We start from the raw sequence: 12,362 nt of genomic DNA on the forward strand, positions 1-12,362 counted from the left end.
CGGACGGCAGATCCCTAGGATGGGGGCCATGAGCCAGACCTCCTCCCCCGAGACCTCTGTCCCCGGCCCCGGCCGCGCCACCGTCGCATTCGCCGACGCGGTCGAGCTCGTGGACGTCGTCCGCAACGGTTTCCTCGAGTCGCGCACCGCCGGCGTCGCCGTCGTCACCGGCCCGGACGGTCAGCTGCTGGCCTCCCTCGGTCCGGCCGACGCGCTGATCTACCCGCGCTCGACGCTCAAGCCGTTCCAGACGATCGCCTCGCAGCGCCACGGCGCCGAGTTGACCGGGGCACAGATTGCGATCGCGTGCGGTTCCCACCGCGCCAGCCGCGCCCACCGCGACCTGGCCGCGCAGATCCTCGACACGGCCGGGCTCAGCGCCGACGATCTGCAGTGCCCGGCCGACTGGCCCGCCGCGCAGGCTGACACGGTGCGACTCGTGGCCGCGGAACTGGACCGGGCCGACCGAGACGGTCAGGAGCTGGACCTCGGCTCCCCGGACGTGCTGAAGACCCCGCTGGCCTACAACTGCTCGGGCAAGCACGCCGGATTCCTCGCCGCCTGCGTCGCCTCCGGCCACGACACGGCCTCGTACCTCGACCCCGCCCACCCACTGCAGCGCGAGGTCGTCGCCGTGATCGAGGAGTACTGCGGCGAACCGATCGCCCACCTGGGCGTCGACGGCTGCGGCGCGCCGGCCCCCGTCACCTCGCTGGCGGGACTGGCCCGCGGCATCGGCCGGGTCGCCGCCGCACCCGGGCGCCGGGCCGCCGGCGACGACGTCGAGCAGCACGCCGCGGACGTGGCCACCGCGATGCTCGAGCACTCGTGGGCCGTGCACGGGCCGACCAGCTCCAACACGGTCGTGATGCGCGAACTCGGGCTGCTCGCCAAGCTCGGCGCCGACGGCGTCATGGTGATGGCCGCCCCGGACGGCACCGCGGTCGCGGTGAAGGCGCTCGACGGCGGCACCCGGGCCGGAAACCTGGTGGCGCTGGCCCTGATGGAGCGCTTCGCGGCCGAGCACGTGGACCGAGACCGTCTCACTGAGGTCCGACAGCAGGTCGCCCCCGGGATCCTCGGCCGGGGCGAACCGGTCGGTTCGGTCGAGCTCGCCGCGCCGGTCCGCGAGCTGATCGGGCGATGAGCACCGGCGCCGCCCCGCGACGCCGCATCGCCGTGCCCGAGGGTCACGCGGCGCTCATGGCGTGGGCCCGCGCCCGCACCGTCGGCGCGGAGGCGGCCGCCGCCCTGCCCCGCTCAACCCGCGCGACGGCCGTGCGCTTCGCGCTCGAGGAGCTGGCGACGCGGGTTCCGGGCGCCTCGGTGGAGGTGCGTGTCCCGCCCTTCGGTGTCGCCCAGTGCGTGCCCGGCCCCCGGCACACGCGCGGCACCCCGCCCAACGTCGTCGAGCTGGATGCCCCCGCATGGCTCGAGCTGGCCACCGGCCTGACCGGCTGGGATGAGGCCCGCGCCGCCGGCCGGATCCGCGCCTCGGGCACCCGCGCCGACCTCGCCGCCCACCTGCCGCTGATCCGGCCGTGAGGCCCGCTACCGGCGCCCGGACTGCAGCGGCGGACTCGATAGACTGGCCCGCATGACCTCCTCCGTCCCGCGTTCCGAGGCCGGGACCCGCGTCCGGGCCCGACGCGCCCCGAAGCTGCCCGTGTTCATCGGACTGGGCCTGGCGCTGGGCGCCCTGACTGGCCTCGCGGTCGCTGTCACCCTGCACGCAGGCGACGCGCCGCCCCTGGACCCCTCGACGGGTGCCCCGCTCAGCGTCGGTTCGACGGCGGGCATGGCCGCGCTGGTCTTCGCCCTGGCGGGGCTCGTGCTGGCCGCCCTCGTCTGGATTGTGCTGGATCGGCTCTCCCGCCGTTCCGCGTCCGCCTACGTGCTCGAGCCCACCGACGACCCGAACGACGCCGACGTCCGGCTGAGCCGTGACGAGATGCACCAGTGGAACGACCGCTGGGGCACCGAGCCCTCCCGAAAGGACACTCACCAGTGAGCATCACCGGCACGCACCGCCGCGGAGACGGCCGCCTCACCGCCGACCTCGACCCGCACGATCGGGGACCCCAGGACGAATGCGGTGTGTTCGGCGTGTGGGCGCCGGGCGAGGAGGTCGCGAAGCTGACCTACTACGGCCTGTACGCGCTGCAGCACCGCGGCCAGGAGTCCGCGGGCATCGCCGTGTCCAACCGCGAACGCATCGCCGTCTACAAGGACATCGGCCTGGTCTCCCAGGTGTTCGACGAATCCACGCTGGCCTCCCTGACCGGCCACATGGCCGTCGGCCACTGCCGCTACTCGACCACCGGCGCGAACAAGTGGGCCAACGCCCAGCCGACCCTCGGCGGCACCGCCGACGACGGCACGGTCGCACTCGCTCACAACGGCAACCTGGTCAACTCCGCCGAGCTGCTGCGCCGCGTGCAGCAGATGCCCGACCGGCTCAAGACCGGCGAGCTCAAGCAGGGCAACACGACGGACACGGCCCTGGTCACCGCGCTGCTGCACGGCGAGCCGGGCCGGACGATCGAACAGACGGCCCGGGATCTGCTGCCCACGATCCGCGGCGCGTTCTGCTTCGTGTTCATGGATGAGCACACCCTGTATGCCGCGCGCGACCCGCACGGCGTGCGTCCCCTTGTGCTCGGCCGCCTCGAGCGCGGCTGGGTCGTCGCCTCCGAGCAGTCCGCCCTGGCCACCGTCGGCGCCGCGTTCATCCGCGAGGTCGAGCCGGGCGAGATGATCGCGATCGACGACGAGGGCATCCGCTCCACGAAGTTCGCCGAACCGACCCCGGCCGGCTGCGTGTTCGAGTACGTGTACCTGGCCCGCCCGGACGCCGTGATCAACGGCCGCAGCGTGTACGAGTCCCGCGTGGAGATGGGCCGTCGCCTGGCCACGGAACACCCGGTCGAGGCCGATGTGGTGATCCCGGTGCCGGAGTCCGGCACACCCGCCGCCGTCGGCTACGCCGAGGGCTCGGGCATCCCGTTCGGCCAGGGGTTCGTGAAGAACGCCTATGTGGGCCGCACGTTCATTCAGCCCTCACAGACGCTGCGCCAGCTGGGCATCCGCCTCAAACTGAATGTGCAGCGCTCGGTCGTGGCCGGCAAGCGCGTGGTGGTGGTGGACGACTCGATCGTGCGCGGCAACACCCAGCGGGCGATCGTGCGGATGCTCAAGGAGGCCGGCGCCGCCGAAGTGCACGTGAAGATCTCCTCGCCGCCGGTGAAGTGGCCCTGTTTCTACGGGATCGACTTCGCCACGCGTGCCGAGCTGATCGCCAACGGCGCCGCCGTCGACGAGATCGCGTCCTCGATCGGCGCGGATTCGCTGGCCTACATCAGCGAAGACGGCATGATCGCCGCGACGCAGCAGCCGCGCGAGCGCCTGTGCACCGCATGCTTCACCGGGCGGTATCCGATCGAGCTGGCCGACGAGCACGAGCGCGGCAAGTCCCTGCTCGAGTCGCCCGGCTCCTCCGCGACCACGACGGTCGAGACCGACGAGGGTGAGACCTCGGTCGCCTCGACGGGCTGCGAACCCGGCCCCGACTCCGACGACGAAGCCCTGATGACCGAGACGGACAGGACCCCGCTGTGACCCAGAACCCGAACGCCCAGCCCTCCGCCGACGCCCCGATCACCTACGCGACCGCTGGCGTGGACGTGGAGGCCGGCGACCGCGCCGTCGAGCTGATGAAGGACGCCGTGAAGGCCACCCACACCCCCGAGGTGCTCGGCGGCGTCGGCGGCTTCGCGGGCATGTGGGACGCCTCGGCGCTCACCGGCTACCGGAAGCCGCTGCTGGCCACCTCCACGGACGGCGTCGGCACGAAGGTCGCGATCGCCCAGGCGATGGACAAGCACGACACGATCGGCCAGGACCTGGTCGGCATGGTCGTGGACGACATCGTCGTGGTCGGGGCCAAGCCGCTGTTCATGACCGACTACATCGCGTGCGGCAAGGTCGTACCCGAGCGGATCGCGGACATCGTGCGCGGCGTCGCCGAGGGCTGCCGCCTGGCCGACACCGCGCTGGTCGGCGGCGAGACCGCCGAGCATCCGGGCCTGCTCGGCGAGCACGAGTACGACGTGGCCGGCGCCGCCACCGGCGTCGTCGAGGCCGACGGCGTGCTCGGAGCCGAGCGCGTGGCAGCCGGGGACGTCGTGATCGGCATGGCTTCCTCGGGCATCCACTCCAACGGCTACTCCCTCGTGCGGCGCGTCGTCGGCGCGGCCGGCTGGGACTGGGACCGCCACGTCGAGGAGTTCGGGCGCACTCTCGGCGAGGAGCTGCTCGAGCCCACCCGCATCTACACGCGCGCCTGCCTGGACCTGGTGGAGCGCCTCAACGGCACCGGCGGTGGCTCGGACCTGCCCGTGCGCGGCTTCAGCCACGTCACCGGCGGCGGCCTCGCGGCGAACCTGGCCCGTGTGCTGCCGCAGGGCCTCATGGCCACGGTGGAGCGGGACACCTGGTCGCTGCCGCCGGTCTTCCGCACGGTGGCCGAGCTGGGTCGGGTCCCGCAGGCCGATCTGGAACGCACACTGAACCTGGGCGTCGGCATGGTCGCCGTCGTGGACCCGCAGGTCGCGGACAAGGCGATCAGCGTGCTCTCGGCAGCCGGCATGGACGCCTGGCAGATGGGCCGGATCTCGACGATCACCGACGAGGCCGCCGCCGCGGGCGAGGACTTCGTCCAGGGCGCCAAGGGCGTCGACGGCGGCGCCGTGCTCATGCGCGGCCAGTACGCCTGACCCCGGCCCCACCCGCTTTCGTGCACGAAACGGGGCCCTCCCGGGGCCCTCCCGGTGCGCTGTCGTGCGCGAAACGGGAGCCTCACGGGCACACGAACACCCGGCCGCCGCGGCGGTCCCGGTGCTCCCTGACCTTGGCCACGACCCGGCGGAAACCGTCCTGCGCATCCTCCGATGTCGCCCAGATCTGCGCCCAGCCGGCACGCGCCCAGCCCTCGTTACGCCACGCGTCGACCGCAGCCTGCGCGGGATCGCGATGATGCTCGCCGTCGTAGTGGATCACGAGCCGCCACGCCCGCCAGCCCATGTCCGCGTCCGGGGACCGCGCACGCCCCGGGTGGAGCACGAGCTGCAGCTCCGGCTCGGGCAGGCCGGCGTGCACGAGCGCCAGGCGCAGCGCGGTCTCCGGGGGCGAATCAGCTCCCACCCGCACCAACTCCAGCGCCGACCGCGCCGTCCGCACGCCCTTGAACCGCCCGGCGCGGACCAGCGCCGCTCGCAGCGCCGCCGTCGTCGTGCGCGCCGGTGCCCTACCTCCCGGCGTCCAGGGCTGGCGCACGACGGCGTCGCCCGCCGCCACGACCGGTTCGATCAGGCCGGGCCGTACCAGCGCTGCGAGGTCGGCCCAGGTCCGCTCCAGGCCCGTGACTCGGACACCGTGCAGCACGTCGACATCCCGGGCCGGGACGGTGCGTGCGTGGGACGTGACCTCCTGCCGCCGGCTCGCACCGCGCGCGTGCGGTCTCGAGACATGGACGGTGCCGTCCTCGGTGAGGAACGGCGGCAGAGGGATCCCGTGGAGGAGCAGTGCGGTGAGATGGGAGGCGACGCCGCCGCTCGCCTCGACCACCGCGGCTGTCTCCTCAGGGCAGAGGGGCGACGGTGCCTCCCCGTACCCGAGCGCGGACCACGAGCCGAGCGAGTCCGCGGTGCGCCGGTGCACTCCGTGCGTGACGCGCCTCACGTCGCGGGCGCGCACGCGATCCACGGGCAGGCCGGCCGCGGTGAGATCGGCGCGGGTGAACAGCGGCGAGGCGCGGACGACGTCGGTGAGCGGGACGGGCGGGACTGGCATGATTCCAGCCTGCCCGGGGGTGTTCAGGCCCCGCGTCCGCACCCGGGTGCGATGGGGACGACGGCAGGGCGAATGTGCCCTGTGCAGGAGCGGTGTCCTGACATCCTCCGCTCATGCCGGGCCCCGGCGTCCGGGGTCAGGCGCGCGTCAGCGACCTGACCCAGCCTCCGCCGGCAGCAGCGCGCGCGTCGCCGCCACGAGCAGCCACAGCATCGTGAAGATCAGGATGCCGTCCGCGGCGATGTACAGGTAGTGCCAGCTCGACCCGCCGTCGTCGACCCCCGCCAGCACCAGATCGGTGCGCTGGTTCAGCAGCGGGCGGATGGCCAGGGTCTTCACCGCAAGGGTGGCCGCGGCCACGATCCCGCCCAGCCACAGCCGGCCGGCACCGCTCGTGCTGCTCCCTCCCGAGCCTCGAGGCTTCCCGCACGCGCGCCACAGCGCCACCAGGAGCAGCACCGCGAGCACGACTTCGACGGCGTTCATGGCGGCGAACACGCGACGGCCGATGCCCAGGCCAAGCGGGATCGTGATGCCCGGCGCGGTGAACTTCAGCGGCGCCTCGATCAGCGAGATCCCGATCAGCAGTCCGAGCCAAATCCCCGGCACCGCGAAGAGCAGGGCCCGCGCCCACCGCGGTCCGCGGAGGACGACGTCGGGGCGGGGCGATCGGCGGCGGCGTTCCGAGGCTGTGGTGTCCATGAGGAGAAGATTACTCGCATGGGACATGCGAATTTCGCAGGTTTCCGGGCCCTCTCCCCCGCGAGCCTCCCGTTTCTCGCTCCAAAACGCCACAGAAAACTCCCGTTTCGTGCACCAAAGCGCCGCAGGTAACTCCCGTTTCGTGCACGAAAGCGCTGGGCGGGTCAGAGGCGGGCGTCGAGCCAGGCGAGCGACGCGGTCGCGGGCGCCCGCCAACGCCACCGGGCTTTCTGATCGGCGCGCGTGGGGCCGAGGTTGATCAGGCCCACCGGCTTGCCGGCCCGCTCAGCACGCAGCACGAAGCGGTAGCCGCTCATCACGGCCAGCGAGGACCCCACCGCGAGCACGGCCCCGGCGCCCGCGAGCAGGGCCTCGGCCGATTCCCGGCGACCGCGGGGGATGTTCTCGCCGAAGTACACCACGTCCGGCTTCAGCTCGACCGAGCCGCAGACGAGACAGCCGACCATAACGAACTCGTCCACCCAGCGCTGATCGAGGGTGACGTCGCCGTCCGGGTTGACCGCATCAGGATCAACCGCCACGCGCTCGAGATAGCCGGGGTTGGCCGCCTCGAGTCGGGCGTCGAGCTCACGACGATCCTCGGTTGCGCCGCAGCGCAGGCAGGCCACGCGCGCCAGGTCGCCGTGCAGCGCGCTCAGCGGCGCCGGCCCCGCATCGCCGCCATCGATTCCCCCGGCCTCGCGCTCCGCCGCGACGCGCGCCGCAGCCTGAGCATGCAGACCGTCGACGTTCTGCGTGACGATGCCCGCCAGCAGACCGCGGGCGTTCCACTCGGCGAGCAGCCGGTGGGCGTCGTTCGGCCGGGCCTGGTCCATGCGCCGCCAGCCCACGAACGAGCGCGCCCAGTACCGGTGCCGCGCGGCGGGGTCGTCGCGGAACTCCTGAAACGTCATGGGCCGGTGTCGGTGCAGCGAACCGTTCGGACCGCGATAGTCAGGGATGCCGGAGTCCGTCGACACGCCGGCGCCCGTGATGACGAGCGGCCGCCGCTCCAGGAGACGCAGAAGACCCCGAGACGCTGTCTCGGGGTCCTGCGGCGGCGCCGTGTCCTCGACGACTCGGGCGATGGACCGCACAGCGGCCTGATGCCCGTCGAGGGCCGGATGACGGTGACGCATCAGCGACGGTCGGCGCCGTCGTCCTCGTCCTCATCGGCGTAGAGGTCCGCATAGGGGTCCTCATAGGTCGGGTCCTCATACGAGGAGCCCGAGGAGTCGTTCCGCGCGCGCTTGGCCGCGAGCTCCCTTTCCAGTGCCGAGAGGTCCGTACCGGGCGTGAAGTACTTCATCTCCCGTGCCTGCTTCGTGGCTTTTGCCTTCTGACGGCCGCGCCCCATGAGCGTGACCCCCTTCGCATCTCTCGTCCTCGGGCGTAATGGGCACACAGAGGCCCGCCGGAGTGTTCACTGGTCAAAATGGTTCGTGGGGACCAGGTTACATGAACAGCACATGGCCAGGGCCCAGACGAGAGGTCCGAACGCCCCCTGTTCGCCGACGGGGAAGAGCCCGCCGCCGCGCCCAGCGCGCCGTCCGGCCCGACGAACATGACACGCGCCCTGCGCCGCGCCCACTCATCAGCTATGTTGCTCCCGTCACATTCACACGACGGAACTGAGGTACACGATGCGTCGCACTCCCGCCCTGCTGGCCGCCGCAGCCCTGGCCGCCACCCTCTCGGCACCGGTCTCGGTCGCCGCCCCCGCGCCCTCCGCGGCCCCCGCCGCGCAGTCCGCGAGCTCGGCACCGCACTCGGACCGGGCCGGCGGCAACCCGAACAGCCCGGAGAAGCTCGTGCGCAGCATCTCCTCGCAGAACCTGCGCGAGGACATCGAGGCGTTCGCCGCGATCGCCGACGAGCACGGCAACCGGGCCGCCGGCACGTCGGGCTACAAGGCCTCGCTCGACTACGCGGTCGACGAGCTCGAGGAGGCCGGCTACGACGTCGAGCTGCAGGAGTTCGAGATCACCTACACCGAGACCCTGCGGGACGAGCTCACGCAGACCGACCCGCAGCAGCGCGAGCTGGCGCACACCGTGTTCACAAACTCTCCGTCGGCCCACGTCGAGGACGCCGCGCTGGCCGCGCCCAGCGGCGACGCAACGGGCTGCGCCGAGGCGGACTGGGGCGGGGCGGACCTGACGGGCCGGGTCGCCCTCGTCGCCCGCGGCGACTGCGCGTTCGGTGAGAAGTCGGCGATCGCCGGGGCTGCGGGCGCCGAGGCGGTCGTGATCTACAACAACGAGGCCGGCGAGCTGAACGGCACCCTCGGCGAGGCCTCCGACACCCACGTGGGCTCGGTGGGCGTGACCGCCGAGCTGGGCGAGGACCTGCTGGCGCAGGTGCGCGACGGCGGCGCGAACGTCACCCTCGACCTCGAGCAGCTCGTCGAGCAGCGCCCGACCTGGAACGTGCTCGCCGAGACTCGCACCGGCAGCGACGAGGACGTCGTGATGGTCGGCGCCCACCTCGATGGCGTGCCCGAGGGCCCCGGGATCCACGACAACGCCTCGGGCGTCGCGGCGACCCTCGAGGTCGCCCGCCAGGCCGCGAAGGCGAACAAGGGCGAGTCGAAGGTCCGCTTCGCGCTGTGGGGCGCCGAGGAGATCGGCCTGCTGGGCTCGGAGCACTACGTGTCGCAGCTCGGCGACGCCGAGCGCGAGGCCATCACCCTGTACACAAACCTCGACATGGTCGCTCCGCTGGACCACCAGAACACCCTGGGCGTGCTGACGGCCGACTGGTCGATCGGAGCGGAAGAGCTGCTGGGCGAGCAGCTGGACCGTGACGGCCACGCGCACCAGCCCGAGGGCAGCAATGGCCGCTCGGACTACGCGCCGTTCGTGGACGCCGGCGTCCCGTCGACCGGCCTGCTCTCGATCCACGACGACAACTACCACACGCCTGAGGACGACATCGACAACGTCTCCATCACCACGCTGACCCACTCGGCGCGGGCCGTGGCGCACTTGATCGGCACGCTCCAGCAGGACGCGGACGCGCTCGAGCAGGGCTGAGGCCCCGCCCCGCACGACGAGGGTGCAGTTGTGGTCGCTTCCCCGCGTGGGAGGCGACCACAACTGCACCCTCGTCTGGGTTGAGGGCGGCTCAGATCCAGCCGGCCTCCCAGGCCCGCTGTGCCGCCTCATGACGAGTGCGCACGCCGAGCTTGCCCATCGCGTTCGAGAGGTGATTGCGCACCGTGCCCGGTGCGAGGTGCAGCGCCGCGGCGATGTCCTCGACGCGCGCGGCACGCCGGCCCTCGCGCAGGACGTCGAGCTCCCGGTCGGTCAGCGGCGAGCGCTCGGCGCTCAGGGCCGCTGCCGCGATCTCCGAGTCGACGTAACGGCCGCCCACCGCGACCTGCCGCAGCACCTCGGCCAGCCGAGACGCGGGCGTCGACTTCGGGACGAAACCGGACACCTTCTCCGCCAACGCTCGCCGCAGCACGCCGGGACGGGCATGGCGGGTGAAGATCACGACCTTCGTCGGCACCGTCCTCAGGATCTGCCGTGCCGCGTCGACGCCGTCGAGCCCGGGCATCTCCAGGTCCAGCAGGCACACGTCCGGCACGAGCTCCTGCGCGGCGGCCACGGCGTCGTCGCCGCGACCGACCCCCGGCAGCACCTGCAAGTCTGGTTCGAGACCCAGCAACGCCTCGACGGCGCCCCGGATCAACTCCTCGTCGTCGGCGACCAGCACGCGAATCCGACGTCCGGCCTCGCTCATGGGCGTCCTCCCTCTCGCCCCGCACGGGGCACCGTCACCTGCACCGAAAAGCCTCCCCCCGCGCCGGGACCCGTCCGCAGACTCCCACCGGCCGCCTCCGCCCGCTCGGCGAGGGCGGCCAGGCCGGTCCCGACCCCGACACCCGCGTCGAGCGCGGAATCCTCTGACACGCGCCCCGGCGCACCGTCATTGACGACACTGAGCCGCGACTGGTCCGGGCCGTCGGCCTCCAGCCTCAGGTCCACCCGTCCCGCGCGGGCATGACGCAGCACGTTCGTCGTGGCCTCGCGTACCGCCAGACCCAGCACCCGCTCAGCAGTCTCGCCGAGCCGCGTCGCCTCGCCTTCGAGGTCCACCCGCACCCGGGACCCGGCGGCCTCGAGCACCGCACGGGCGTTGTCGATCTCCTGGGCCAGGCTCACCCGCCGCAGATCGCTCACGAGGGCGCGGGTCTCACCGAGCGCTTCGGCCGCCTGTCCGCGTACCTGCGCGAGCGCGGCCGCCGCTCTGTCCGGATCACCGGCCTCCAGGAGACGCTCGGCCAGCTCGGCATGCAGCGCGACCACCTGCAGATGATGGCCCTGCACGTCGTGCAGGTCCGCCGCGAAGCGCAGCCGCTCCCCCAGCACAGCCAGCTCGGCGGCCTGCCCGCGTGCCTGTTCGAGCCGCAAGGCGATGCGCCAGAACCACACCGAGGGCAGCACCACGAGAGGGATCATCACCCACCAGATCGCCAGGCCCAGGGCCGAGTCCTGCGGGCCCGCCGGATCGCGCAGCACCGCGATCGCCGCGATCGCGGCCGTCGTCGCGGCGCCGAACGTGAGCACCGGGCTACGCCACCGCGGGACGACGACGGTCGAGAGCAGACACACCGTGAGCCACGAGCTCAGCACCGGCCAGCCCGAAAACACTGGCCGCAGCAACGGCAGCCCGGCGACGGCGAGCGCCGGCACCAGGGTCGCGGTCACGAGTCGGAGCCCCGGCGTCTGTTCCTCCTCGAGACGTCGATGACGACGGATCAGTGCCCCTTGCCCGCCCAGACACGCGAGGAGCAGGGCCACGGTGACCGCTCCGATGGGAAGACCGGCTCGGGACGGATGCACCAGCACAACCGCGAGGAAGACGGCGATCCAGACGGCGAACACGATCAGGCCTCCGGCCGTGTACCACCACAGGCGGCGCATGTCCCGCACGGACGAGACAGCCTGCGGCAGCACCCCGGTCGGCCTCAGACCGGGCGCGGTCGCGTCCTCGTCGGCGGCCGGAACGGCGGATACGTGCGACATGGCCTTCAGCGTAGGGCCATGACAACTGTCACGGACGACCGGACACCAGCGCACGGCCCTCGGTGACCGGAGGGCACTTCCGGCGCGGGGCGGCACGGGGAATCGTGGTGGGTGTCAGAGCGACGACGAGGACGGCCACCCACGGTGGCGCCGCAGCGAGGAGGACGCACGTGGGATTCATGGACATGGCACGGGACTTCGTGGCGGGGCTGCCGGAGGGGCTGCAGGGCCTGGGGGTGCTTCTGGTCGCCGCGATCCCCATGGTCGAAGGCGAGGGAGCCGCCGTCATCGGTGTACTGCTGAAGATCAACCCGTGGATCGTGGTGCCGGCCGCGGTGCTCGGCAACGTGATCGCGGTGGCCCTGCTGATCTGGGCCGCCGATGGCACCCGGCAGACCGTCCGACGTCGCCGGATCGCCCCCGCCTCTGATGCGTCCGACGTCGCCGCGACCGCGTCGGTGCGCGGCGGCGAGACCGAGCGTGAGGCCCGGATGCGCGAGCGGTTCGACCGCTGGGGCGTGCCCGGCGTCAGCCTGCTCGGACCGTGGCTGATGGTGCCCGGCCACGTCTCCGGGCCGGCGATGGTCGGCTTCGGGGCCGAGCGCGGCGCGGTGATGCTGTGGCAGGCGGTCTCGATCGTCCTGTACACGGCCCTGGGCGCCGCCGTCGCCTACGGGATCGGCTCGGGCACCGGCCTGCTCACCGCCTGACACGCCCCCGCACGACGAGGGTGCAGTTGTGGTCGCTTCCCCACGTGGGAGGCGACCACGACTGCAC

General features: G+C 72.6%; 13 protein-coding genes. 7 read left to right on the plus strand and 6 right to left on the minus strand.

Annotation, left to right across the window (positions count from 1 at the left end; translation table 11 throughout):
• The first annotated feature begins 28 nt into the window (after nucleotides 1-28).
• From HDA30_RS07035 to purM, 5 genes are read left to right on the plus strand one after another with little or no spacing between them, the layout of a single operon-like run.
• Nucleotides 29-1,147 carry an asparaginase gene (locus tag HDA30_RS07035; protein WP_158496459.1) on the plus strand — a complete coding sequence of 373 codons (1,119 nt, stop codon included), beginning with the start codon at nucleotides 29-31 and terminating at the stop codon, nucleotides 1,145-1,147.
• Nucleotides 1,144-1,545, plus strand: coding sequence for a sterol carrier family protein (locus HDA30_RS07040; RefSeq protein ID WP_158496458.1), 402 nt, complete (start codon nucleotides 1,144-1,146; stop codon nucleotides 1,543-1,545). The genes HDA30_RS07035 and HDA30_RS07040 overlap by 4 nt, the downstream gene beginning before the upstream one ends.
• 52 nt (nucleotides 1,546-1,597) lie before the next feature.
• Nucleotides 1,598-2,011, plus strand: coding sequence for a hypothetical protein (locus HDA30_RS07045; protein ID WP_184241493.1), 414 nt, complete (start codon nucleotides 1,598-1,600; stop codon nucleotides 2,009-2,011).
• On the plus strand, nucleotides 2,008-3,618 hold the full coding sequence (gene purF, locus HDA30_RS07050; RefSeq protein ID WP_343059320.1) for an amidophosphoribosyltransferase: 1,611 nt from the start codon (nucleotides 2,008-2,010) through the stop codon (nucleotides 3,616-3,618). The genes HDA30_RS07045 and purF overlap by 4 nt, the downstream gene beginning before the upstream one ends.
• Nucleotides 3,615-4,775, plus strand: a complete 1,161-nt coding sequence (gene purM, locus HDA30_RS07055; protein WP_158496457.1) for a phosphoribosylformylglycinamidine cyclo-ligase — start codon at nucleotides 3,615-3,617, stop codon at nucleotides 4,773-4,775. The genes purF and purM overlap by 4 nt, the downstream gene beginning before the upstream one ends.
• Nucleotides 4,776-4,857: 82 nt before the next feature.
• On the opposite strand, the gene HDA30_RS07060 is transcribed toward purM, so the two are convergent.
• From HDA30_RS07060 to HDA30_RS07075, 4 genes are all read right to left on the minus strand, one after another.
• The gene (locus HDA30_RS07060) at nucleotides 4,858-5,850 is read right to left on the minus strand and encodes a hypothetical protein (RefSeq protein ID WP_158496456.1); all 993 of its coding nucleotides are present in this window, start codon (nucleotides 5,848-5,850) and stop codon (nucleotides 4,858-4,860) included.
• A 147-nt stretch (nucleotides 5,851-5,997) separates the two neighbouring features.
• Nucleotides 5,998-6,552: a hypothetical protein gene (locus tag HDA30_RS07065; RefSeq protein ID WP_246418717.1), complete on the minus strand. Its 555-nt coding sequence runs from the start codon at nucleotides 6,550-6,552 to the stop codon at nucleotides 5,998-6,000.
• 164 nt (nucleotides 6,553-6,716) lie between these two features.
• Nucleotides 6,717-7,691 carry a Sir2 family NAD-dependent protein deacetylase gene (locus tag HDA30_RS07070; RefSeq protein WP_184241494.1) on the minus strand — a complete coding sequence of 325 codons (975 nt, stop codon included), beginning with the start codon at nucleotides 7,689-7,691 and terminating at the stop codon, nucleotides 6,717-6,719.
• Nucleotides 7,691-7,909, minus strand: coding sequence for a DUF3073 domain-containing protein (locus HDA30_RS07075; RefSeq protein WP_158496454.1), 219 nt, complete (start codon nucleotides 7,907-7,909; stop codon nucleotides 7,691-7,693). Before HDA30_RS07075 ends, HDA30_RS07070 begins: the two co-directional genes overlap by 1 nt.
• Before the next feature lie 286 nt (nucleotides 7,910-8,195).
• Here HDA30_RS07075 and HDA30_RS07080 point away from each other — a divergent pair, with 286 nt between their 5' ends.
• Nucleotides 8,196-9,587 (plus strand): M20/M25/M40 family metallo-hydrolase, encoded by a 1,392-nt coding sequence (locus tag HDA30_RS07080; protein WP_184241495.1) that lies wholly within the window; start codon nucleotides 8,196-8,198, stop codon nucleotides 9,585-9,587.
• Between the two features lie 91 nt (nucleotides 9,588-9,678).
• Here HDA30_RS07080 and HDA30_RS07085 read toward each other — a convergent pair whose 3' ends face one another.
• Together HDA30_RS07085 and HDA30_RS07090 are read right to left on the minus strand one after the other, a co-directional pair.
• Nucleotides 9,679-10,299, minus strand: coding sequence for a response regulator transcription factor (locus HDA30_RS07085; RefSeq protein WP_184241496.1), 621 nt, complete (start codon nucleotides 10,297-10,299; stop codon nucleotides 9,679-9,681).
• Complete coding sequence (locus HDA30_RS07090) at nucleotides 10,296-11,585, minus strand: sensor histidine kinase (protein ID WP_184241497.1); 1,290 nt, start codon at nucleotides 11,583-11,585, stop codon at nucleotides 10,296-10,298. Before HDA30_RS07090 ends, HDA30_RS07085 begins: the two co-directional genes overlap by 4 nt.
• 170 nt (nucleotides 11,586-11,755) lie before the next feature.
• On the opposite strand from HDA30_RS07090, the gene HDA30_RS07095 reads away from it, so the two are divergent.
• Nucleotides 11,756-12,295: a hypothetical protein gene (locus tag HDA30_RS07095; RefSeq protein ID WP_158496450.1), complete on the plus strand. Its 540-nt coding sequence runs from the start codon at nucleotides 11,756-11,758 to the stop codon at nucleotides 12,293-12,295.
• Nucleotides 12,296-12,362 lie beyond the last annotated feature (67 nt).

It is taken from the genome of Micrococcus cohnii, from assembly GCF_014205175.1.
Lineage (GTDB): Bacteria > Actinomycetota > Actinomycetes > Actinomycetales > Micrococcaceae > Micrococcus > Micrococcus cohnii.